General features: G+C 70.3%; 18 protein-coding genes. 9 read left to right on the top strand and 9 right to left on the bottom strand.

Features of this window, described 5'->3' with window-relative positions; all coding sequences use genetic code 11:
* Positions 1–16: 16 nt before the first annotated feature.
* Positions 17–694, top strand: coding sequence for an LOG family protein (locus BcFMB_RS08450; RefSeq protein ID WP_198405457.1), 678 nt, complete (start codon positions 17–19; stop codon positions 692–694).
* Between the two features lie 86 nt (positions 695–780).
* Here BcFMB_RS08450 and BcFMB_RS08445 read toward each other — a convergent pair whose 3' ends face one another.
* From BcFMB_RS08445 to BcFMB_RS08415, 7 genes are all read right to left on the bottom strand, one after another.
* A complete protein-coding gene (locus tag BcFMB_RS08445; protein WP_099721541.1) occupies positions 781–1,452 on the bottom strand; it encodes an O-methyltransferase in 672 nt (223 codons plus the stop codon).
* Positions 1,453–1,462: 10 nt separating this feature from the next.
* Positions 1,463–2,395 carry a succinate dehydrogenase/fumarate reductase iron-sulfur subunit gene (locus BcFMB_RS08440; protein WP_099721540.1) on the bottom strand — a complete coding sequence of 311 codons (933 nt, stop codon included), beginning with the start codon at positions 2,393–2,395 and terminating at the stop codon, positions 1,463–1,465.
* Between the two features lie 44 nt (positions 2,396–2,439).
* Positions 2,440–4,284, bottom strand: a complete 1,845-nt coding sequence (locus tag BcFMB_RS08435; RefSeq protein WP_099721538.1) for an FAD-binding protein — start codon at positions 4,282–4,284, stop codon at positions 2,440–2,442.
* Positions 4,285–4,332: 48 nt separating this feature from the next.
* Positions 4,333–5,430: a DNA-processing protein DprA gene (gene dprA, locus BcFMB_RS08430; protein WP_232513798.1), complete on the bottom strand. Its 1,098-nt coding sequence runs from the start codon at positions 5,428–5,430 to the stop codon at positions 4,333–4,335.
* Positions 5,427–6,953, bottom strand: coding sequence for a YifB family Mg chelatase-like AAA ATPase (locus tag BcFMB_RS08425; RefSeq protein ID WP_024541195.1), 1,527 nt, complete (start codon positions 6,951–6,953; stop codon positions 5,427–5,429). The genes dprA and BcFMB_RS08425 overlap by 4 nt, the downstream gene beginning before the upstream one ends.
* On the bottom strand, positions 6,953–7,540 hold the full coding sequence (locus BcFMB_RS08420; protein ID WP_099721536.1) for a YraN family protein: 588 nt from the start codon (positions 7,538–7,540) through the stop codon (positions 6,953–6,955). The genes BcFMB_RS08425 and BcFMB_RS08420 overlap by 1 nt, the downstream gene beginning before the upstream one ends.
* Before the next feature lie 305 nt (positions 7,541–7,845).
* The gene (locus BcFMB_RS08415) at positions 7,846–8,718 is read right to left on the bottom strand and encodes a pyridoxamine kinase (protein ID WP_099721534.1); all 873 of its coding nucleotides are present in this window, start codon (positions 8,716–8,718) and stop codon (positions 7,846–7,848) included.
* Positions 8,719–9,066: 348 nt separating this feature from the next.
* On the opposite strand from BcFMB_RS08415, the gene BcFMB_RS08410 reads away from it, so the two are divergent.
* The 5 genes from BcFMB_RS08410 to BcFMB_RS08390 all read left to right on the top strand — a co-directional run bounded on the left by BcFMB_RS08410 (position 9,067) and on the right by BcFMB_RS08390 (position 16,579).
* The gene (locus BcFMB_RS08410) at positions 9,067–10,383 is read left to right on the top strand and encodes an O-acetylhomoserine aminocarboxypropyltransferase/cysteine synthase family protein (protein ID WP_099721533.1); all 1,317 of its coding nucleotides are present in this window, start codon (positions 9,067–9,069) and stop codon (positions 10,381–10,383) included.
* A gap of 187 nt (positions 10,384–10,570) precedes the next feature.
* Positions 10,571–12,115 (top strand): ABC transporter ATP-binding protein, encoded by a 1,545-nt coding sequence (locus tag BcFMB_RS08405; protein ID WP_232513797.1) that lies wholly within the window; start codon positions 10,571–10,573, stop codon positions 12,113–12,115.
* A complete protein-coding gene (locus BcFMB_RS08400) occupies positions 12,112–12,879 on the top strand; it encodes an energy-coupling factor transporter transmembrane component T family protein (protein WP_099721531.1) in 768 nt (255 codons plus the stop codon). The genes BcFMB_RS08405 and BcFMB_RS08400 overlap by 4 nt, the downstream gene beginning before the upstream one ends.
* Positions 12,880–13,053: 174 nt before the next feature.
* Complete coding sequence (locus tag BcFMB_RS08395) at positions 13,054–13,932, top strand: ABC transporter ATP-binding protein (protein WP_232513796.1); 879 nt, start codon at positions 13,054–13,056, stop codon at positions 13,930–13,932.
* Between the two features lie 37 nt (positions 13,933–13,969).
* On the top strand, positions 13,970–16,579 hold the full coding sequence (locus BcFMB_RS08390; RefSeq protein WP_099721530.1) for an ABC transporter permease: 2,610 nt from the start codon (positions 13,970–13,972) through the stop codon (positions 16,577–16,579).
* A gap of 164 nt (positions 16,580–16,743) precedes the next feature.
* Here the strand turns inward: BcFMB_RS08390 and BcFMB_RS08385 are convergent, their stop codons facing one another.
* Together BcFMB_RS08385 and BcFMB_RS08380 are read right to left on the bottom strand one after the other, a co-directional pair.
* Positions 16,744–17,454 carry a response regulator gene (locus BcFMB_RS08385; protein ID WP_099721529.1) on the bottom strand — a complete coding sequence of 237 codons (711 nt, stop codon included), beginning with the start codon at positions 17,452–17,454 and terminating at the stop codon, positions 16,744–16,746.
* A gap of 32 nt (positions 17,455–17,486) precedes the next feature.
* A complete protein-coding gene (locus tag BcFMB_RS08380) occupies positions 17,487–20,048 on the bottom strand; it encodes a sensor histidine kinase (protein WP_099721528.1) in 2,562 nt (853 codons plus the stop codon).
* A gap of 220 nt (positions 20,049–20,268) precedes the next feature.
* Here BcFMB_RS08380 and BcFMB_RS08375 point away from each other — a divergent pair, with 220 nt between their 5' ends.
* The 3 genes from BcFMB_RS08375 to ychF all read left to right on the top strand — a co-directional run bounded on the left by BcFMB_RS08375 (position 20,269) and on the right by ychF (position 23,681).
* Positions 20,269–21,606 carry an alpha/beta fold hydrolase gene (locus BcFMB_RS08375; RefSeq protein WP_024541205.1) on the top strand — a complete coding sequence of 446 codons (1,338 nt, stop codon included), beginning with the start codon at positions 20,269–20,271 and terminating at the stop codon, positions 21,604–21,606.
* Between the two features lie 124 nt (positions 21,607–21,730).
* Complete coding sequence (gene proC, locus BcFMB_RS08370) at positions 21,731–22,537, top strand: pyrroline-5-carboxylate reductase (RefSeq protein WP_024541206.1); 807 nt, start codon at positions 21,731–21,733, stop codon at positions 22,535–22,537.
* A 55-nt stretch (positions 22,538–22,592) separates the two neighbouring features.
* Entirely contained in the window at positions 22,593–23,681 is a 1,089-nt protein-coding gene (gene ychF / locus BcFMB_RS08365; protein ID WP_024541207.1) for a redox-regulated ATPase YchF, read from the top strand.
* Positions 23,682–23,881: the final 200 nt, after the last annotated feature.

Here is a 23,881-nt window from a genome sequence, read left to right as displayed (position 1 = left end):
GCTGCTGCGCGGCCAGATGATCCCGCAGGAAAGCACGACCGAACGGCTGCTCAAGCCGGACACGTCGACCGACTGGCTGCACCGCGACCCATGGCGCGTCCTGCGCATCCAGGCCGAATTCGTCGACGGCTTCGGCTCGCTCGCCGACCTGGGACCCGCCGTCAGCATCTTCGGCTCGGCGCGCATCAAGCCCGACGAGCCGACCTACCGCGCCGCGCTCGCGATGGGCAAACGCGTCGCCCGGCGCGGCGTCGCCGTCATCACCGGCGGCGGCCCCGGCGTCATGGAGGCCGCGAACAAGGGCGCCGCGCTCGCCGGCGGCAAGTCGGTGGGGCTCGGCATCGAGCTGCCGCACGAGCAGGGCATCAACGAATGGGTCAACCTCGGCATGACCTTCCGGTACTTCTTCGTGCGCAAGACGATGTTCATGAAGTACTCGCAGGGCATCATCGTATGCCCCGGCGGCTTCGGCACGCTCGATGAGACCTTCGAGGCGCTCACGCTCGTGCAGACGCACAAGGTGGCGCACATCCCGATCGCGCTGTACGACACGGCGTACTGGCAGGGCCTGTTCGACTGGATCAACGGCACCGTGCGCGACCGCGGCCTGATCTCGCCGCTCGACCCGTCGCTCGTGACGATCACCGACGACGTCGACGAGGCCGTCGCCGTCGCCACGTCGCAGATCGGCTGACCGAAGCGACGCAATGATATGCGGAGGGCGGATTCCCACGGTTACATGGCCGTGGGAACCCGCCCTCCGCCGTCTGCGGCAGGCGCTCAGCGCGCCACGGCGATGAGCACGCCGTCGCCGGCCGGCGCCATCGCCGTGACGAATCGTTCGTCGTCCTCGATCTGCTCGAGCAGTTCTCGCATGAGCACCGCCTTCTCGCCGCGGTCGGCCGGATTCGTCAGGCCGCCCCTGGCGTGCGGCGCGCGCATCGCGAGCGCGTCGGTGAACACGACGGCGCCGCCGCGGCGCAGCAGCCGCGGCGCCTGCTCGAGCACCGGCATGTAGTTCGAAGGGTCGCCGGACACGACGATGAGGTCGTAGTCATTGCCGTTGAGCCGCTGGAGGAAGATGGCGGGGGCGGCGTTGACGGCGCGCAGCGTCGTGCGCGTCGCGTCGTCGATGTCGGAGAAGAACGCGCGGATTGCGGCAACGCCGGCCGCCGACGAGTCGACGGCGGTGAGCTTGCCGGCGCCGTCGAGGCCTTCTACGAGCTGCGCGGTCTCGACGAGCGAGCCGGTGCCGACGACGATCGCCGACGTGGCCTTCGTCATCCGTGCGAAGGCGGCGAGCAGGAAGCCCTCCGAGGCGGGGGACGGCGCGAGCTCGGCATGTTCGGCCAGTGCGCGCGCCCGGCGCACGAGCTCCGGTTCGCGCGCCGCCTCATGGTCCTCGATGCAGACCCACGCCTTGGCGTGGTTGTCGTATGTGCGTTTGTCCATCATCGTCGCGCTACGCCTCGCGTTCCCTGACCTGCGCGATGAGCTGCCAGATCTCCTCGCCGACGTCGATGCCGACCGGGCATTCGCGCGAGCAGGCGCGCACCGACTGGCAGGCCTGGATGCCGTCCGCCGTGTCGATCGCCTCGAGTCGCTCCAATGTGGCCTCGTCGCGCGAATCGTCGATGAACCTGGCCTGGTTGATCAGCGCGGCCGGTCCGACGAAGGCCTCGCCTCCGGCGTACACCGGGCATGCGCCCTCGCAGGCGCCGCAGACGATGCAGGTCGTCAGCGTCTCGTATCTGGCGAGCTGCTCGGGGCTCTGCAGGTATTCGAGCACGTCGACCTTGCCGTCCTTCGTCGTCGCGAGCGTGCCGTCGGCAATCAGATAGGGCTTGAGACGCCTGATCTGTTCGAGCATCGGCTCGATGTCGGCGATGAGGTCGCGGTCGACGGCGAATCCGGGCAGCGGCGCCAGTTCGATGACGCCGAGCCCGTCGCCGTCCGCGGAGGCGACGTCGTCCGTCGCGGCGTCGGTGACGGTGCGGCGGAAGCCTTCGGCGTCGACGGCGCGCGGCCGGCGCGCCCAGTCGGCGATCTTCGCCTTGCACAGCAGCGTCGGCGTGCCGTTGACGGCGGCCGCGTCGGAGCCGCACATGCCGTGGCCGCACGAATAGCGGAACATGAGCGTCGGGTCGACGGTGCGCTTGATCGTCAGCAGGCAGTCGAGGATCGTCTCGTCGCCGCACACGTCGAGCGTGTAGTCCTGCGTCCATTGCCTGCCGCGCGGACGCCGTGCGGCTCGCGCCGGCGAGTCGCCGAACGGCGATGCCTTGCGCGCGAAGGGGCTGGAGCCGCGCGCGCGGTCGCGTTCGCGCGCCAGCCTGGGGGAGAAGCGGTGCACGCGCAGCGTGACCGTCGTCCCGGATGATGCTAGTTGAGCCATGCGTTCCCTTTCATGCCTGTTCCACTATAGACGTCCGGGGTGCTTCAGTAGGAGCGCGCACCCGGTTCGATGTCGACGATGTGCACCGGCTGGCGCAGCGGCGCGGCGCCGGCGGCCGTCATCGAATGGTTCAGGCACGTCGCGTCGTCGCGCTCGGGGAAGTCGGTGCGCTTGAGCGATCCGCGCGATTCGTGGCGCGCGTCGGTCGCGGCGAGCACCGCCTCGGCGAGGCGCACGAGATGGCGCGCCTCCCAGATCGCCGTGAGCTCCTGATTGAAGGTGCGCGCGTCGGAATGCGGCCGCAGACGGCGTGCGCGTTCGGCGAGCGGGCCGTCGACGACGACCTGCGCCTGCGCGATCGATCTGGCATCGCACAGCACGGCGACGCCGCGCTCCATCGTCTCGGACAGGTCGGCCATGACACGGTACGCGTTGTCGCCGTCCGCGTCCTTCGCGGCGCCGGCAAGCAGCGCGTCGATATCGGCGTCGCGCGCCGTCTTCGCCGCGTCGAGCGCCTCGCCCAGCGCCGGGTCGGCAGGCGTGCCGGCGGCGACCGGGTCCTGTCCGACGCGCTCGGCGACGGCCTGGCCGGCGCGCGTGCCGAACAGGCAGGCGTCGAGCAGCGAGTTGCCTCCGAGGCGGTTCGCGCCGTGCACGCTCACGCACGAGCATTCGCCGGCGGCGTACAGGCCTTCAACGACGTTGCGGTCCGCACCGTCCCAGACGTAGACCTCGCCGTCGGTCGTCACCGGGATGCCGCCCATCGTGTAGTGGGCGGTCGGCTTGACCGGCACGAGGTCCTTCGTCGGGTCGAGGCCGGCGTAGTCCTCGATCGTCTCGACGACCTGCGGCAATGCGCGGCGCATATGTTCGGGGTCGATGCCGGTCATGTCGAGCCAGACGCAGTCCTTCGCCCCGTCCGGGTCGCGCGGGTCGGCGACGCCGCGGCCGGCGTCGGTCTCGCTGCGGATCGCGCGGCTGACGACGTCGCGCGCCGCCAGGTCGGCGTGGCCGGGCGCGTAGGAGGCCATGAAGGCCTCGCCGTCGGCGTTGCGCAGCACGCCGCCCTCGCCGCGCGAGGCCTCGGACAGCAGGATGCCGGTGTGGGCCAGCCCGGTCGGATGGAACTGCACGAATTCGATGTCCTCGAGCTGCAGGCCAGCGTCGAGCGCGAGCGCCATGCCGTCGCCGGTCAGGTCGTGGGAGTTCGACGTCGTGTGGAACAGTCGTCCGGCCCCGCCTGTGGCGAGGATCGTGTTGCGCGCCGCGATCGCGTGGGTGACGCCGGCGTGCGTGTCGAAGGCGATGACGCCGGCGGCGCGGGTGAGCGTCTCGTCGAGCACGAGGTCGGTCACATACCATTCGTCGGCGAAGTCGACGCCGTAGTGCACGCACTGCTGCCACAGCGTGTGCAGGATCTGGTGGCCGATGCGGTCGGCGGAGTAGGCGGCGCGCTTGACCGGCCGCGCGCCGAAGTCGGCCGTGTGGCCGCCGAAGCGGCGCTGCGCGATGCGGCCGTCGTCGGTGCGCGAGAACGCGACGCCGGAACGTTCGAGGTTGATGACGGTCATCGGGGCGTCCTCGGCGAGCAGCCTCGCCGCGTCCTGGTCGACGAGCCAGTCGCCGCCCTTGACCGTGTCGTAGTAGTGCCAGCGCCAGTCGTCCGGTTCCATGTCCGCAAGGCTCGCGGCGATGCCGCCTTCGGCCGAACCGGTGTGCGAGCGCAGCGGCTGCAGCTTCGAGATGACGAGGACCTTCGGTTCGACGCCGGCGTCGCGCAGCGCGCGGGCGGCGTCGCTGCGGTGGAAGCCGAGCGCGGCGGACAGACCGGCCGCGCCGGCTCCCACGATCACGGCGTCGTATTGTTCTTCGATGTGCTTCGGGGTCATATCCGGTATTGTCTCACAAGGCATCCCGCACCCAGTCCGGGGCGGGGGCTACGGGCCTCCGGCCGGCTTCGGCTCTCCGGGCCCAGCGGCCGACGGTGCGTGGCTCGGATGGCAGCATTCGTCGGCGGCGCGCGCGTCGGCCAACAGGATCGCCCGGTGGTCGCGGATGAGCATGTTGCATCCGGCGTTCGACGGGACCGTCACGTCGCCGGGCACCGCGTAGAGCCGCCGGTTGAGCTCGTTAGCCCAGCGCGCCGTGTTGAGCGCGCCCGAACGCAGCCTCGCCTGCGTGACGACGACCGACGCCGCCATCGCGGCGATGAGCCGGTTGCGCAGCAGGAAGCGGTGGGCCAGCGGGGGCGTGTCCGGGCACAGTTCGCTGACGAGCGCGCCGCCGGCCTGCTCGATCGCCGCGAACAGCCGTTCGTTGCATGAGGGGCCGAGGTGTCCCAGACCCCCGGCGAAGACGGCGACGGTGCGGCCGGCCGACGGACCGGCCGCGCGCACGGCGGCCCAGTGGGCGACCGCGTCGACTCCCATCGCGCCTCCCGAGACGACGGTGTGCCCGTCGAGGCACGCCGCCTCGGCGAGCGCTGACGTCACCTCGCGGCCGTAGTCGTTCATGCCGCGCGAGCCGACGATCGCGACCGGTTCGGCGCATGCCGTGAGCGCATGCACGTCGCCGCGCACCCACAGGCACGCCGGCGGCGCGTGGTCGGAGCGGACATCCAGGTCGGCGAGGCCGGATGGCCATGCGTCGTCGTCGGGCGTGAGCACCGTGTATGCGCCGTCCGCCGTCAGCCATGCGCGCAGCGCGTCGGGCTCCTCGCTCGGCAACGAGGCGAGCCGGGCGCGCCAGCGTTCCACGGCCTGCGCGAAGCGTTCGCGCGTGCGCGGACGCACCGTGCAGCCCCAGCGGGCGATGCCGAGCGCGAGGTCGCGTTCGAGCGTGCGCATGCCTTCCGCCCGTACGGCGGCCGGCATGTCCTCCATCGACATGGCGAGCGCGGCGAGCACGTCGCGCGCGGCGGTGCCCTTGAGCAGCGCGGCCATCATGATGTCCGCGTCGTCGATGCACAGTGTGAGCAGGCAGCGGGCGAGCATGTCGTCGCAGCTTTCGGCGGCCCTCAGCAGCATGTCGCTCATGTCAGCTCCTTCGTGCGCAGCGCGATTGCCTCGGCCATGTCCCGCGCGTCCGGGCGGCCGTGGCCGGCGAGGTCGGCGAGCGTCCACGCCAGCCGCATCGAACGGTCGGCGCCGCGCAGGCTCAGCCGCTGCGCGCCGAGCGCCTTGTTGACGACGTCGAGCGCCGTCGGCGGCGTGTTCGCGCGCAGCCATGCGCCCGAGGCCTGCGCGTTGCAGCTCCAGCCGAGGTCGGCGAAGCGCCCGCGGGCGACCTCGCGCGCCCGGACGACGCGCGAGCGGACGGTTTCGCTCGATTCGCCGTCGCGGCCCGGCGCGGCGCCGATGTGCGCGATCGGGTTGACCGGCACCTGGATGTCGATGCGGTCGAGGATCGGCCCGGACAGACGCGCGAAGTAGCGGATGCGGTCTCGCTCGCGGCACGTGCAGCGTTCGCCGGTGCCGTACCCGTAGCCGCAGGGGCACGGATTGGCCGCCATGACGAGCTGGAACGAGGCGGGGTAGACGGTCGTGCCCTTCGCGCGGGAGACGGCGACGATGCCTGATTCGAGCGGTTCGCGCAGCGTCTGCAGCGCGCGCGGCGCGAATTCGGGCGCCTCGTCCATGAACAGGACGCCGCGGTGGGCGCGCGTGACGGCGCCGGGCTTGCCGATGCCGCCGCCGCCGACGAGCGACGGCACCGTGGCCGTGTGGTGCGGCGCCTCGAAGGGCGGCACGTCGGTGATGCCATGGGCGCCGAGCGTGCCGCACAGCGAACGGATCGACGCGACCTCGAACTGCTCGCGTTCGTCGAGCGGCGCCATGATGCCGGGCATGCGCGAGGCGAGCATCGTCTTGCCGGTGCCGGGAGGGCCGACCATGAGCACATGGTGGCCGCCGGCCGCGGCCACCTCGAGCGCGCGCTTCGCCGCCCGCTGACCGACGACCTCGGCGATGTCGCCGACGGCCGGCGCTGGGGCGAGGCCGGCGTCGGCGGCGACGTGCACGGACGCGTCGCGCAGCGTGTACGTCGAACGTGCGCCGAACATCTCCATCAGCTCGCCGACGTGGGAGACATAGCGCGGCTCGACGCCGTCGACGAGCTCGGCCTCGTCGCGGTTCGCGCGCGGCACGATGACATGGCGCAGCCGCGCGTCGCGCGCGTGCAGCAGGATCGGCAGCAGCCCATCGATGCCGTGCACGCTGCCGTCGAGGTTGACCTCGCCGAGCACGACGGTGTCGATCATGCATTCGTGCGGGACGACGCCGCTCGCGCTGAGCACCGCGGCGGCGATTGCCAGGTCGTGTGACGAGCCGCGCTTGGGCAGCGAGGCGGGCGACATGTTCACGGTCACGCGCGTCTGCGGCCACGAGAAGCCGCTCGCGACGCATCCCGACTTGACGCGTTCGCGCGCCTCGCTCAGCGACGCGTCGGGCAGGCCGATGATCGAGAAGTACGGCAGGCCGGGGGAGATGAAGGCCTGCAGCTGGATCGTGAAGGCCTTGAGCCCGATGAGCCCAATCGACAGCGCGTTGCCGATGGCCATCAGAACGCCCCCGGGATGTGGCGCACGTCGACGTCGCCGCCGGACACGCTCAGCGCGAGCACATCGAAGCGCACGCCGACATGCGGCACCTTCGCGCCGCGCGCGCCGAGCCACTGCGCGGCGGCGCGGCGCAGATTGGCCTGCTTGGCCGGGTGCACGGCCTCCTCGGGTGCGCCGAAGCGACGCGTGCGCCGCGTCTTGACCTCGACGAACAGGATCGTGCGGTTCGGCGTGACGGCGATGACGTCGATCTCGCCGTAGCGGGTGCGCCAGTTCGCGCCGATGACGCGGATGCGCCGGCATTCGAGCCATGCCTGCGCGGCCGCCTCGCCGGCGGCGCCGAGCTCGCGCCCCGACAATCCGGGCGCCGCGAGCCGTTCGAGGCACGCGCGCAGGCGGGCGTGCGGCTCGTCGTCCTCGTCGCCGAACTCGTCGCCGATGAGGTCGCCGTCAGCGCCGAATCCGATGCCGGCATCCGTCTCGGCGTCACCGCCGCCGTCGGCGCACGCCGTCGCCGTGACGGCGCCGAAGGCCGGCGCATCCCATATGTCCTCGTCGTGTTCGAACACGGTCCATGTCTCGTCCATGCCATCCTCCTTGCAAGCCGGGGCCGCGTCACCTCGGGCGCGGCGCCGCGAACGGTGGCGTCCATCGAAGCAGACGGCGGCATGGATGTGGACGACACGCCGGCAGGGTGTGTCGGATGTGGATGGGCGGGCCGCAATCCACATCCGGCGCCGCGACTGTGGACAACGGCGACGCGAAGGCTTGCGACGGCGGCGTTTCCTCCGGCGCGAGGACGACGACGAAAGGGGCCGTGTCCGGCACGATCGTGCCGGACACGGCCCCTTTCGTCGTCGGCGATCGCCGGAGGCGAAACGCGTGGGGAAGGTCAGTCGACGAGGTTCGTCAGCTCGCCGAGGCTCAGCTCGAAGCTCACGCCGCGCTCCTCGTAATGTGGCTGCAAGCGCGTCTGCTCCATCGCGTTGTGCACGAGCTCGCCGGCCAGGCGCGCCGCGGCGGCCAGGTCGAGGCCGGCCATGACGCCGCCGATCATCGCCGACGCGAAGGCGTCGCCGGTGCCGTGGCACATGAACGGCAGCTTCTCGTGCACGCATTCGGTCATCGAGTCGAGGCCGGCCTCGCGGTTCGCGACGAAGTTGCGGATGCGGCCGTCGTCATGGTCGATGCCCTTGAGCACGACGTTCTTCGCGCCGAGGTCGAACAGGCGGGAGATGATCGCGCGCACCTGCGCGTCGGTGATGTCCTGGCCGGGATAGTCGGCGCCCGTCAGGATCGACGCCTCGGTCAGGTTCGGCATCAGCAGGTCGGCGCCGTCGACGAGCGCGCCCATCGCCTCGCACAGCTCGGCCGTGTACGTCGGATACATCTCGCCGGCGTCGCCCATGACCGGGTCGACGAAGCGCAGCGCCTGCGGGTACTCGCGGTACAGGCGCTCGATGATCGCCACCTGGTCGGGCGAGCCGAGGAAGCCGGAGTAGACGCCGTCGAGCTCGACGCCCTCCTTGCCCCAGGCGTCGAGGTAGGCGCCGAGCATGTCGGTCGTGTCCTCCATCGTGAAGACCTTGTAGCGCGTGTGCGCCGAGAACAGCGCGGTCGGCACCGGGCATACGTCGCAGCCGGCGGCCGACAGGATCGGGATCGCCGCGGTCAGCGAGCATTTGCCGTACCCGCACATGTCGTGCACGGCGGCGATGCGGGGGATGTATTCGCGGTTGCGGTTGTACAGCGTGATTTCGGTCATGGCGTCCTTCCTTCTGCCCTTGTGCCTGACGCGCCCGGCCCGCCGCGTGCGGTCGGCGTCCGTCGCTTCACCACGCCACTGTAGGCCGAGGTGGCGCGTTTCGCATACCGCATGCGTCCGCCGGGCCGTGTCCCCGGCGTGTCGCGCGGGCGCCGTACGCGTCCGCCGGCCCCGCGAAGCCCGCCGCACGCCGCGGACCGATAGACGGGTATAAGAAACGGCGATAACGCGGGGCTTGCGCCGCCGCCGCGCCGCTCCATACAGTCGGACGCAACGCGGCGCCCAGGCCGCGCACGATAAGGACGGGCACGCGGCACAACCGGCGGCGTGCGGGAAAGGACGGATACGATGACCGACGAGAGGAACCACGGATACCATTTCGAGACGCTGCAGCTGCACGCGGGGCAGGAGACGCCGGATCCGGCGAGCGACGCGCGCGCCGTGCCGATCTACCAGACGACGAGCTACGTCTTCCACGACTTCGACCATGCGGCCGCGCGCTTCTCCCTGGCCGACCCGGGCAACATCTACGGGCGACTGACGAACTCGACGCAGGCCGTCCTCGAGGAGCGCATCGCCGCGCTCGAGGGCGGCACGGCGGCGCTCGCGGTCGCCTCCGGGGCCGCGGCCGTCGACTATGCGGTGCGCAACATCACGCAGGCCGGCGACCACATCGTCGCCGCGAAGAACATCTACGGCGGCACCTACAACCTGCTGCGGCACACGCTCGAGCGCGACGGCGTGCGCACGACCTTCGTCGACCTCGATCCGCGCGCCTTCGAGGACGCGATCGAGGAGGACACGAAGCTCGTCTACTTCGAGACCTTCGGCAATCCCAACGCCGACTTCCCCGACGTCGAGGCGATCGCCGACGTCGCGCACCGCCACGGGCTGCCGGTCATCGTCGACAACACCTTCGCGACGCCCTACCTGTTCCGCCCGCTCGAGCACGGCGCCGACGTCGTCGTCGAATCGGCGACGAAGTTCATCGGCGGCCACGGCACGACGCTCGGTGGCGTCATCGTCGAGGGCGGCGCCTTCGACTGGGCCGCGGAGCCCGGCAGGTTCCCGACGCTGACCGAACCCGACCCCTCCTACCACGGCCTCGACTTCTACGGGGCGCTCGGACCGGCCGCCTTCGTCACGCGCATCCGCGCGATCCTGCTGCGCGACAGGGGCGCGACGCTCTCGCCGCTGTCCGCCTTCCTGCTGCTGCAAGGCGCCGAGACGCTCTCGCTGCGCGTCGAACGCCACGTGGAGAACGCGCTCAAGGTCATCGACTACCTCAAGACGGTGCCCGAGGTCGTCTCGATCTCCCATCCGTCGATCGAGGGGCGGGCCGACCACGAACGCTACGTCAGGAACTTCCCGGACGGCGCATGCCCGATCTTCACCTTCGACATCGCAGGCGGGCGTGACGCGGCGCGCACGTTCATCGACAACCTGCACCTGTTCTCGCTGCTGGCAAACGTCGCCGACGTCAAGAGCCTCGTCATCCATCCGGCCTCGACGACGCACGCGCAGGAATCCGAGGCCGAGCTCGCCGACCAGGGCATCCGGCAGGGCACGATCCGCCTGTCGGTCGGCACCGAGCACATCGACGACATCATCGCCGACCTCGACGGCGCCTTCCGCGCGGTGCGCGCGGGCGGCCGCGCCGACTGAGCCGGTGGGGCGGACGGCGGCGCATGTGGCGTGCGGAACGCCCGTGCGGCGGCCTGTTATGCTGGATTAGGCGCCTGCCGGCCGTTTGTCTGAAGCAGCGGATACGTTCACCTGTGGTGGACCGCCTCCCCGGATGCGAACGGCCGGGGGCGACGTGTCCGTTCCTGCTATCCCGATGGAGTATGGTGTGGCCGACATTATCACCGTGATGAATCTTGGATGGGCGTATGCGCCTGCGTCCGAAGGGGACGACGCGCGCGTCGCGCTGCGCGACGTGAGCTGCTATGTGCCGTGCGGCGGCGTCATCGGCGTCGTCGGGCCGAGCGGCTCGGGCAAGTCGACGTTCGCGAAGGCGCTCGTCGGTCTCATCCCGCACTGCACTGCCGGCACGCTCACCGGCTACGCGCGCATCGCCGACATGAACGTCAAGAGCACGTCGGTGTCCAACCTGTCGCTGCGCGTCGGCTACGTCGGACAGAACCCGTGGGGCCAGATCGTGGCCGAGACGGTCGAGGAGGAGATCGCGTTCCCGCTCGAGAACCGCGGCGTGGCGCCCGACGAGATCCGCGCGTGCGTCGACGAGGTCCTCGCGATGCTGCACATCGAGGCGCTGCGCCACCGCCTGACGGCCACGTTGTCCGCCGGCGAGCTCGAACGCGTCGCGATCGGCTCGGCGATCGCCGCAGGTCCGGACGTGCTCATCCTCGACGAGCCGTCGAACACGCTCGACGAGCAGGGGCGCGACGACCTGTTCGCGATCGTCGAGCATATGCGCGAGGACGCGCGTATGACGACGTTGGTCGTCGAGCAGCGCACGCGCGCGCTCGCCCATCACGCCACCGGCGTCTTCCTGATGGTCGGCGGCGAGATCATCCGCCGTACCGGCGCCGACATCTTCGAACGCGAGGGCGCGCTGCTCGAATCGGTCGGCGTCGACGTGCCACGCGGCGAGGCGCCGACGCTCACGCTCGCCGACGACGAGCCGGCCGCCGCAGGCGAGCCCGGGCTCGTCCTCGACCACGTCGGGCTGCGCTACCCGGATTCGACCCCCGACGAGTCGCCCGCGCTCGAGGACGTCTCGCTGCGCGTCGAACGCGGCTCCTTCGTCGGCGTCGTCGGAGCGAACGGCTCGGGCAAGTCGACGCTGCTGCGGCTGCTCGACGCGCAGCTGCGCCCGCAGCGGGGACATGTCGCCGTCGCCGGCGTCGACGTCGCCACCCGGCGCACGCAGCAGATGGCCAGACTCGTCGCCTACGTCGGCCAGGACCCGGCCGCGACATTGCTCGGCGGTACCGTGCGCGAGGAGATCGCGCAGGGCGCGCGCTCCGGCGGCATCCGCGAGGCCGAGGCGAACGCGCGCGTCAACGAGATGATTCGCCTGTTCGACCTCTACGGCGTCGAGGACACGCCGGTCGCGCAGCTCGCCGACGGGCAGCTGCGCGCCACGGCGCTCGCCGCCGCGCTCGCGGCGCGCACGCCCGTCATCGCCCTCGACGAGCCGCTCGCCGGCTTCGACGTGCGGCTGCGCACGCGCGTGCTCGACGCGCTCGCCGAGGCCTGTGCGCACGGCGCGACGGTCGTCATGGCGAGCGGCGACGTCGCCGCCGTCGGCGAATACTGCACGTATGCGGCACGGCTCGACGCCGGCCGCCTCGTCGGCTACGGCCGCGTCGTCCGCGATGCGCGGGGCGCAGGCCGTGGCGCCGATGCGAGCCAAGGAGGCGCACGATGATGAACGGACGGTTCTGCACGCCGGGCGACGGCTGGCTGCATCGGCTCGACACGCGCGTGAAGGTCCTCATATCGATCCTGCTCGTCGTGCTGTGCGCATGGTGGGGCAACTGGATCTTCCTGGCCGCCGTGCTCGTGCTCGAACAGCTCATGTTCCTCGCCGACCGCACGCCGGCGCGCTCGGTCGGCTCCGTGTGGGCCGCGTTCGCGCCCCTCGCCGCGCTCATCGCGATCATCATGGCGCTGTGTCTGAACGACTACGGCGACACGACGCTGTGGCGGCTCGGCTGGTGGCGCGTGAGCGCGCAGTCGCTGACGCTGTGCGGCGTCGTCGCGCTGAGGATTCTCGACATCGTCTTCGCGCTGATGCTCACCGTGCTGACGACGAGCCGGCGCGACTGGATCTGTGCGTTGAGCGCGCTGCGGGTGCCGTATCCGGCGGCGAGCCGCTTCGTCGACCGGCTCAACTGGCTGCCGCGCTGGCGGCGGGCGGTGCGCGAGGCGCGACGGCGCCAGGACGTGCGCGGCGTGAGGCCGACGCCGCTGTCGCGGCTGCGCCGCTGGGCGATCGCGCGCGACCTGATGGGCCGGTACGACGACCACGTCGTCATCGCCGAGCGTCTTCGCGGCGTGTACATCGACCGCGGCTCGGCGCGCCGTACATTGATGAGGCCGGCGCATATGCGCTTCGCCGACTGGCTTGCGCTGTTCGTCGCCGTGGCGCTCGCCGCCGGCGTCGTCGCGATGATCGTGCTCGGCTGGTGACAGGGGCGCCGCCTTCCTGATCGCAGTACGAGGTGCGGGCATCATCCTTGCGGATGATGCCCGCACCGCTTTTCCGCCCCGCGGCCGATGACGGCGACGGGACGGCGGACCTACCGTGGAATCCAACGACAACGAAACGGCGCGGCCTTGCCGCGCCGACGAAAGGAAACCACGATGGACACACCGACCACACCGATGACGCCGGCCGCCGCGACGGCGCAGCAGAACCCCGCGGCGCCGTTCACGGCCTCGCGTCCGCACACGGCGATCGAGGCGATCGACCTCGTCAAGGACTACGGCGAGGGCAGCAGCGTCGTGCATGCGCTGCGCGGCGTCAACGTCGCCTTCGAACAGGGCCGCTTCACGGCGATCATGGGACCGTCCGGCTCGGGCAAGTCGACGCTGATGCACACGATGTCCGGCCTTGACGGCGCGACCTCGGGCCGCGTCATGTTCGAAGGCCACGACCTGACGAAGCTCGGCGACAAGCAGCTGACGATGCTGCGCCGCACGCGCATCGGCTTCGTCTTCCAGAGCTTCAACCTGCTGCCGATGTTCACCGCCGAGCAGAACATCCTGATGCCGCTGACGCTCGCCGGCGCCAAGCCGGACCGCCAGTGGTTCGACCTGCTCGTGCGCACGCTTGGCATCCAGGACCGCCTCGACCACCGTCCCAACGAGTTGTCCGGCGGCCAGCAGCAGCGCGTCGCGATTGCCCGAGCGCTCATCACGAAGCCCGCGCTCGTGTTCGCCGACGAACCGACCGGCGCGCTCGACTCGGTCTCGAGCGCCGAGGTGCTCAGCTTCCTCAAGAGCTCGGTCAAGGAGCTCGGGCAGACGATCATCATGGTCACGCACGACCCGGTCGCCGCCTCCTACGCGGACCGCGCGATCGTCTTCGCCGACGGCAACATCGTCGCCGACGTCGACGACCCGACGGCCGAGCGGATGAGCGAGCTGCTCATGCGCGAACGGGAGCAGGCGACGCGCGCGGCAACCGCCGTGCCGCTGCCGGCGCACAAGGCCGAACATATGCAGGGACAGTCGCGGTGAGGCGCGCGGCGGCAACGACGACGGAGAGGATGCACCCATGCGATCGGTGACGATGCAGATGATGAAGAAGAACCTGAGGATGCTGATACCGGCGGGCATCGCGATCCTCATCGGCACGGCGTTCATCGCGGCGACGCTGCTGTTCACGAACGCCTTCGACAGGTCGCTGCGCGAACAGACGACCGGACAGTTCGGCGGCGCGAACTACGCGATCACGACGGACGGCGGCGACGGCGCGGATCCGGGCCAGGAGACGACGGTCGGCGACCTGCGGCTCGACGCGGTGGGCGCCGTCGACGGCGTCGAGGGCGTGCGCCCCGACGTCACGCGCTCCGTCCTGCTGGGCGCCGGCGACCAGCACGGCAGCGGCGTGGCGCTCGCGACGAGCGCCGACGCCCGGCTGCTGCCGGTCGAAATCACCGACGGCCGGGCGCCGTCGCCCGCAGGCGAGCGGCAGATCGCGGTCCCGGCCAAGCTCGCCGACCAGTGGCGGCTCAAGGTCGGCGACACGCTCACGCTGCGCGCGCAGTACGCCGAGGATCCGAAGGACCTGCAGGCGACGATCACCGGCCTGACCGGCGACCCGAACAACGTATACGGCTACTACAATGGCGCCTCGGTCATCTCCGACGACCTGATGGTCGCCTGCGCCGAGACGGGCTCCTTCGACCAGGTGCCGACGACCGGCGCCTACCTGTACATCGATCCGGCGCGCGAGGCGCAGGCCGTGCCCGCCGTGCAGGCCGCGACCGATCCGGCCGCGACGGTGCGCGACCGCGCGCAGATGGAGGAGCAGGCCATCAAGGCGCTCAGCTCCAACGGCGGCGACGTGACCAAGCAGTTCCTGCTCGCCTTCGGCGTCCTCGCCCTCGTCGTGGCCGCGCTCGTCATCGCGAACACCTTCCAGGTGCTCGTCGCGCAGCGCCGCCGCACGCTCGCGCTGCTGCGCACGATCGGCGCGACGAAACGCCAGCTGTACGTCTCGGTGCTCGAGGAGGCCGGCATCCTCGGCCTCGTGTCGTCGGCGCTCGGCGTCGCCGCGGGCGTCGGCCTGATGGCGCTCGCCACGCTCGCGACGAAGGACCGGTCGCTCGGCGGCATGCACCTGACGCTCGTCATGAGCTGGCAGGTCGTCGTCCTGCCGATCCTCTTCGGCGTCGTCATGACGGTGCTCGCCTCGATAGGCGCCGCGCGCTCGGCGACCGGCGTCAGCCCGCTCGAGGCGATGCACCCGATCGAGATCACCGGCCGGCGCCAGGCGCGCACGGGACGCGCCGTCGTCGGATGCGTGCTGCTGCTCGCCGGCGTCGCGGCCGCGCTCGCCGCGATCCCGATGACCCGCTCCGCGAACGGCGACGCCTCCGGCGCCGCGCTGCTCGCCGGCGTCGCCGGATGCATGCTCGTCTTCGTCGGCCTGGCAATGACGGCGCTGTTCTGGCTGCCGTGGATGATGAAGGGCGTCGGCGCGCTCGTCTCGCTGTGCGGCCCGGCCGCCAAGCTCGCGAACGCGAACATCCAGAAGAACCCGCGGCGCATCGCCGCGACCGGCACGGCGCTGCTCATCGGCGTCACGTTGATCTCCACATTGGCGACCGGCGCCGCGGCGGCGAAGGCGACGATGAACGAAGCGCTCGACAGCCGCTACAGCGTCGACGTGGCGGCCTCCGGCCCGCAGATCCCGGCCAAGGCCGTCGACGCGGTGAAGGCCGAACGCGGCGTCGCCGCGACATTGTCCGCGAAGACGGCGCAGGCCGAGTTCGCCGACGCGCAGGGCCACATCGTCTATACGACCGTCATCGGCGTGCCCGACGTGGCCGCGCTGCAGCATGTGCTCAACGTCGACCTGGGCGATCCCGCGCCGTCCCTGGGCGCCGGCGACGCGCTGATGCCGACGATCGAAGGCGGCAGCGGCGAAGCGCTGCGCCTCAAGGACGGCACGGCCGCGCTCACCGAGATCGGCGACGACGGCGAGGCGCAAGGCGCCGCGCACCGGCTGCACGTGACGCAGCGCGCCTACAAGCGCATCGCGCAGGACGCACCCAACGCCACCTTCGTCGACGCCTCGCTGTTCGACGACGGCACCTTCAAGGCCACCGGCGACACGCTGCTCGTCAAGCTCGACGTGCCCTCCGACCTGTCGCTGTCCAACGTCTACGACGCGATCGCGAAGGACCTGCAGGACTATCCGGACATCGCCGTGGGCGGCCCGGTCGCCGAACGCAGCATGTGGGAGAGCATGGTGAACATGATGCTGATGCTGCTCGTCGCGCTGCTCGCCGTGGCCGTCGTCATCGCCGTCATCGGCGTGGGCAACACGCTGAGCCTGTCGGTCATCGAACGCACCCGCGAATCGGCGACGCTGCGCGCCATCGGCATGACGCGCGGCCAGCTCAAGCGTTCGCTCGCCGTCGAGGCGCTGCTGATCTCGCTCGTCACGAGCGTCGTCGGCATGGTCGTCGGCACGTTGTTCGGCTGGCTCGGCATCTACATCGTGATGAGCCCGATCGCCGACGTCGTCTACGTCGTCGACTGGGGCACCTACGGCACCATCCTCGCGATCGCCGTCGTCTGCTCGCTGCTCGCGAGCGTGTTCCCGGCGCGCCGCGCCGTGAGGACGCCGCCGGTCGAGGCGCTCGCCGAATCCTGATCGTGGCCGGCGCGGCGCGCACCTTCCCTTCTCCTCGCATCCACGCCGCGCCGGCCATCGCCATCGGCCCGCGCCGATGACGGACCGGCCCCTGCGCACTGCGATGCAGTGCGCAGGGGCCGGCCATATTCATTTCCATTGCGGATTCGCCCCGCCGCACCGGGCTACACCAGATGGTTCTCGTAGGCGAAGACGACGGCCTGCACGCGGTCGCGCGCGTTGATCTTCTGCAGGATGTGCGCGACATGCGTCTTGACGGTCGGCAGCGAGATGAACAGCTTGTCGGCGATCTCCTGGTTGGACAGGCCGTGCGCGATCTCGACGAGCACCTCGCGTTCGCGGTCGGTGAGCGTGGCGAGCTCGGGGTCGACGTAGTCGTCGCCGCCTGCGTGCGCGTCGGCGGAGGTGAGCGTGCCCTCCATCATCTTCTCGATGAGGCGCTTCGTGGCCGTCGGCGCGATGATCGCGTTGCCCTGGTAGACGGTGCGGATCGACGCGAGCAGCGTCTCCGGGTCGGTGTCTTTGAGCAGGAAGCCCGAGGCGCCGGCGTTGATCGCCGACATCACGTACTCGTCGAGGTCGAAGGTCGTCAGGATGATGACGCGCGTATGGCGCGTCCCCTCCCCGTCCCCGTTCGCATGCGCGTACGCGGTGATGCGCCCGGTCGCCGTCAGCCCGTCCATGCCGGGCATGCGCACGTCCATGAGCACGATGTCCGGATGCAGCCGTTCGACGAGTTCAACCGCCTGCGCTCCGTCCGAGGCCTGGCCGACGACCTGCATGTCGGGCTGCGAGTTGATGACCATCGTGAAGCCGGCGCGGATGAGCTCCTGGTCGTCCGCGATCACGATGCGGATTCTGTCGTTGCCTGTCATGCCGTCCAGTTTAGCCGCAGCGGTGCCTGCGCTCAGCGCGCGTCGGGGGAGTGCTCGCCCGCATGTTCGATCTGCTCGTTGAGCGACTTCGCCGGCGCGAGGCTCGGCGAACGGTCGTGCTCGCCCTCGTCGCTGAATCCGGTCTCGCGCAGCACGCTGAGCAGCTCGCGCATATGGGCGAGCGCCGTGCGCCCCTGCGCGCCGATCTGCGCGAACGCGTCGTTGATGAAGTCGGGCGACGGCGTCTCGCCGCGTGCGAGCTGCCCGTCGATCGTCGACAGTTCGGTCGTCGTCTGCTCGATGACGGCATTGAGCGTGTCGCTGACCTCGGCGCGGATGTTCGCGCTGATGCGGTCGCGTTCGTGGTTCGCCGCCATGACGCGCTGCTTGTCGCGCTCGGCCTCGAGCGCCTCGGTACGCGCCTGCAGCACCTGCGGGTTCGTGCCGCCGAGCCTCGTCCATGCGCCGAGCGCGTAGGCGAGGATGCAGAGGAACATCGAGAAGACGCCGTACTGGACGAGGGCCGAATGCGGCGAGCCGAGGTAGAGCGCCTCGATCGACGGGTCCGGCGTATGGGAGAGCCAGGCGAACAGGCTCGGGAATCCGGCGATGTTCATCGCGCAGCGCGCCGCGAAGGCGGTGCAGCCGAACGTGAACAGCGGCACGATCCACTTCCGGCTGCCGGCGCGCCCGTACAGCGCGACCGCGTGGATCGCGAACACGACGTAGAGGTCGGCCGTGTAGAAGCCGGGCAATACGAGCAGCTGCAGCAGGCACACGGCGGCCACGACGAGCGCGACGGCGCGCGGAAAGCGCCGGCGCAGCATCAGCGGCGCCACTACGGCCCAGGTCACGATGACGCCGAAGATGTAGGAGCGCCTGCCGCCGGGCGTCGTCGCCAGGTTCATGACCGGGCCCGCGACGCAGGTGAAGCAGCCGAGCAGCGTGAACATGACGACGTCCATCATCACGTAGTGCCGCTGCGTCCAGCGCGACAGCCGGGCGATCGCGCTGCGTGGGCTGTCGTCCTCGGCCTGGTCGAAGGGACGCGAGCGCAGCGTGTGCCCGAGCTTGACGAAGAACGGCCAGACGATGCCCTCGTCGCCTTCTCGGCGCGCGTCGTCGTCCGTGTCCGCCGTCCCGTCCGCGCCGTCGGCGCCGGGGGAGGGGACCGTCGGGTGCGCGGCCGCATCAGCGGCGGCGACCGTGGATGTGCACGCGTCGACGTCGGAAGGGACGCCGCTCGCGGAGGGGATGTCGGCGAGCGCGGCGGCACCGTCTGCGGTCGCGGCCTCTGCATCGGCGGCGTCGACGTTGCCGAGTGGCACGACGGCGTGGACGTTGAAGCCGCCGGACAGCCGCGGGCCGGATTCGACGGTGCCGCCGACGGACTCGACGCGTTCGCGCATGCCGAGCAGGCCGTAGCCGGGCTTGTGCCCGTCGAGCGACGACGCCGCGCCGCGGCCGTCGTCGTCCACGTCGATGGACAAGGTCTCGGGACTCCAGTCGAAGGTCACCGTCACGTGCGTCCTCGCACCGGCGTATTTGCGGATGTTCGTCAGCGCCTCCTGCACGACGTGGTACATCGCGACGCTCGCGCGCCCGTCGAGGCGCGCGGGCGCCGGATCGCCGAGCGTGCGCGTCGTGAGCGTCATGTCCGGCGCGACGGCGCGCGCCTGTTCGATGAGCGCGTCGACGTCGGCCAGTCGCGCGTGCTCGGAGCCTCCGAAGACGCCGAGCAGCCGCCGCATGTCATGCAGCGCGTGCTCGGATTCGCGCCGGATCGTCTCCATCGTCTCGCGCGCTAGCTTCGGGTCGTCGCGCGCGGCGTAGCGTCCGCCGTCCGACTGGATGATGATGATCGACAATGTGTGCGCGACGATGTCGTGCATGTCCCTGGCGATGCGCGCACGCTCCGCCGACGCGGCGATCTGCCGCTCCTCGCGTTCGCGCGCGACGATCGCCTCGTTGCGTTCGTTGAGCAGCCGGACCGTCTGATGGCGCGCCCGCTGCCAGAACGCGACGACGACCGCCATCGCGAGCGGCAGCGACACCGTGAACAGCACGATTGCGAAGGCCCGCGCGAACTGCGCGCCGCAATGCCCGCTGGCCGCCTCGCCGATCGGGCACGGGTACATGATGACGCCGAAGCGCTCGTCGCGCGGCTGCGGCAGCAGCGGGCCGAAGACCTGCACCGACGCGTTGACGAGCGACGTGAGCACGTCGAAGACGGCCGCCGTCGCCAGATAGCGGCGCAGATGGCCTCGCTCGCCGTAGACGATCGCCGCGCACAGCATCGGCACGGCCATGAAATCGGCGACGATCAGTGAAGGCCCGCACACGAGCTGCACGGCGACGACGCCGACGAACAGACGCACGGCCAGTTCCGGACGCGTGCGGTGCAATATGTACGGGGCGGTCAGCAGCGCGCTCCACACCGTGCACGCGGCGACGGCGCCGGCGGACGAGGACGGATAGTCGAAGATCAGGCCGGCGCCGTCGTTCCACGCGAAGCCGCCGATCATCGAGATCCACAGCAGCATCAGCAGCATCGTCTCGAGCGCGTCGACGACGATGACGCGATGGTCGTGCATCCATCCGCGTGCGCGGACGCGGAAGGGCGCTCGACGCGGATCGGAACGTGGGGCATCGGAAGGCATGACGCCCAGCGTAGCGTGCGCGCGCGCCACCGGCAATCATCCGCGAGGACGAAGCCGTCGCCATGTCCGTACGGGGGATTGTGATGGAGACGGGCGTCGCCGGGCGCGCACCGCGGCCGCGGCGACGCGACGGCGCAACGAAAGGGGACACCATATGGGACTGCTTGCCGAATACTATCTGCCGGGACTGCACGTCTCGGAACACGCGATCGACGTGCCGCTCGACTGGGACGGCCACGAACCCGGCCGGGGCTTCGACGGCCCGCGCATCAAGCTGTTCTACCGCGTGCTCACCGCGCCCGAACACATCCACGACGACCTGCCGCCGCTGCTGTTCCTGCAGGGAGGTCCCGGCGGCGCCGGACCGCGCCCTCTCGACCCCCATTCGGACGGCTGGATCGCCGAGGCCGTCAAGCACTTCCGCGTCGTGCTGCCCGACCAGCGTGGCACCGGACGCTCCTCGCACATCGATTCCAACGTCATCGGCGCGATGGATGGCGAGGCCGGCGCCGACCATCTCATGCACTTTCTCGCCGACTCGATCGTGCGCGACTTCGAACACCTGCGGCGCACCGAATTCGCCGGCAGCCTGTGGACGACGCTCGGACAGAGCTACGGCGGCTTCCTGACGCTCACCTACCTGTCGCTGTTCCCGACGGCGCTCGCGGCCGCGTTCACGACCGGCGGCATCCCGCATGTGCCGGCCGACGCGACCGAGGTCTACCTGCACACCTTCCCGCGCATGCGGCGCAAGACCGAACAGTTCACCGACCGCTACCCGTTCGACCGCGCCCGTCTCGACACGCTCGCCGACATCCTCGCCTCGCAGCGCATCACGCTGCCCAACGGCGACCCCTTCACCGTCGAGCGCCTGCAGACGCTCGGCTCGTCCTTCGGTATGAAGCCGAGCTTCGAACATGTGCACTGGCTGCTCGACGAGGCCTTCGCCGCTGGCGACGGCAGCGCGTCTGAGACGTCGCCGCTGACCGACGAGTTCCTCGCCGACGTCGTGACGGCCACATCGTCGAACGCGCTGTACTGGCCGCTGCAGGAGTTCATCTACGCGAACGGCGAACTCGACGCGCCGATCGACTGGGCGGCGCAGCGCGTGCGCGACACGATGCCCGAGTTCTCGACCGATGCGCGGCCGCTGCTGCTGACCGGCGAGGCCGCCTTCCCGTGGATGTTCGAGCAGGAGCGTGCGCTCAGGCCGTTCCGCGCCGCCGTCGAGACGATGATGGGACGCACGCGCTTCGGCACGATCTACGACGCGCAGCAGCTCGCGCGCAACACGGTGCCGCTGCAGGCCGCCGTCTACTTCGACGACATGTACGTCGACTCGTCGCTGAGCCTCGACACGCTCGCGCACATCGGCAACGCGCACTGGTGGGTGACGAACGAGTTCGAGCACGACGGCGTGCACGGCGCCAGGGTCTTCCGCCACCTGTTCCAGGAGGCGCTCGACCGCGGCGACCTGCGCAAGCTGTTCTGAGCGCCCGACACTTCGGCGGCGCGCGTCCATGTCATGGCATGCCCGGGCAGGGACGCAACACGGATGCGCTACCGTGGACGACGAAGACAAACGCGCCCGGTGCGCACGGCAAGGAAGGAAGCACATGACGGATTCGTGCACGGTCGGATTCATCGGATTCGGCAACATGGGACAGGCGATCGCGAAGGGGCTCGTCGAGGCGGGCACGCTCGACGGCTCGCAGATCGTGGCCTGCGCGGCCCATTGGGACAAGCTCGTGGAGTCCACCGGCGCGATCGGCGCGACGGCGCTGCACGACGCGAAGGATGTCGTCGACGCCGCCGACATCATCGTCGTGGCGATCAAGCCGTACCAGATCGAGACGGTCATCAAGCCGCTCGTAGCCGACCTCGCCGGCGCCGACAAGTTCGTCGTGTCGATCGCCGCCGGATGGACGCTCGACCGCTTCGACACGATGATGGGGGAGATGAGCGAGCTCATCCACCTGCAGTGCACGATCCCGAACACGCCGATGGCCGTCGGCAAGGGCGTGCTCGTCACCGAGACCGACAACACGCTCACCGACGCGCAGCGCGACGAGTTCGAACGGATCTTCGGCTCGATCGCGCTCATCGAACGCGTCGACGGCGCGCACATGGACATCGCGATGTGCATCGCCGGCTGCGCGCCCGCCTTCACCGACATGTACCTCGAGGCGCTCGGCGACGCCGGCGTCAAGTACGGGCTGCAGCGCGCGACCGCCTACCGGCTCGCCGCCAAGATGATCGAAGGCGTCGGCGCGCTGTATCTGGCCACCGGCACGCATCCGGGCGCGATGAAGGACGCCGTGTGCTCGCCGGGAGGCACGACGATCAAGGGCGTCGCCTCGCTCGAGGAGAGCGCGTTCCGCGGCTCGGTCATCCGCGCCGTCGACGCGATCGAACAGGGCTGAGCGCCGCCCGCCGCCCGCCGCGGCGTTGACGAGCCGCAACGCTACAGTGGGCGGTATGTCTCTTACCATCGGAATCGTCGGACTGCCGAACGTCGGCAAGTCCACCATGTTCAATGCCCTCACCCGCAACAACGTGCTCGCCGAGAACTACCCGTTCGCGACGATCGAGCCGAACACCGGCATCGTGCCGCTGCCCGACGACCGTCTGCCGGTGCTCGCCAGGCTCGTGCACACCGAGAAGATCGTGCCGGCGACCGTCACCTTCGTCGACATCGCCGGCATCGTCAAGGGCGCCTCGGAAGGCGAGGGACTCGGCAACAAGTTCCTCGCGAACATCCGCGAGGCAGACGCGATCTGCGAGGTCGTGCGCGCCTTCGAGGACGACGACATCGTCCACGTCAACGGCCGCGTCGACCCGGCCGACGACATCGACACGATCAACACCGAGCTCATCCTCGCCGACCTGCAGACGATCGACAACGCGCTGCCGAAGCTCGAGAAGGACCTGCGCGGCAGGAAGATCGAGCCGTCGTACATGGAGGCCGTCAAGCAGGCGAAGGCGATCCTCGAGTCGGGACGCACGATCGACGCGGCCGCGCAGGCCGGCGAGATCGACAAGGACGAGCTCTACGACCTCCATCTGCTCACCGCGAAGCCGTTCATCTACGTGTTCAACGTCGACGACACCGAGCTGATGAACGACGGGTTCAAGAAGAAGCTCGACGATTCGGTCGCACCGGCGCCGGCGATCTTCCTCAACGCGCAGTTCGAGGCCGAACTGACCGAGCTCGACGAGGCGGACGCCCGCGAGATGCTCGAGGACGCCGGGCTCAAGGAGTCAGGCCTCGACCAGCTCGCGCGCGTCGGCTTCGACATCCTCGGCCTGCAGACCTTCCTGACGGCAGGCGAGAAGGAGGTGCGCGCCTGGCAGATCCACAAGGGCTGGACGGCGCCGCAGGCCGCAGGCGTCATCCACACCGACTTCGAGAAGGGCTTCATCAAGGCCGAGGTCGTCTCCTACGACGACTTCGTGGCCGCCGACGGCTCGATGCCGAAGATCAAGGAGGAGGGCAAGCTGCGCCTCGAAGGCAAGGACTACGTGATGCAGGACGGCGACATCGTCGAATTCAAGTTCAACGTCTGAGCGACTGTAGCGTCACGATACGAAAACGGCGGAATCCCAACGGTTCACGGGTTGCGGACCATACGGAATCCGCCGTTTTCGCGTCTCCGGCGAAATGGCGGAACGAGCCGCGTGTGCGACCGATGGCTTGCCGGCCGCCTGTCCGCAACGACGAAAGACGCTGATGCGAAACTTGCCGCAGGGGAGCCGGTGCCATGCCC

This window comes from Bifidobacterium choerinum, assembly GCF_002761235.1.
GTDB classification, from domain to species: domain Bacteria; phylum Actinomycetota; class Actinomycetes; order Actinomycetales; family Bifidobacteriaceae; genus Bifidobacterium; species Bifidobacterium choerinum.
Note: the sequence above shows the minus strand (reverse complement) of the source record. Positions and strands in the feature narration are given on the sequence as shown.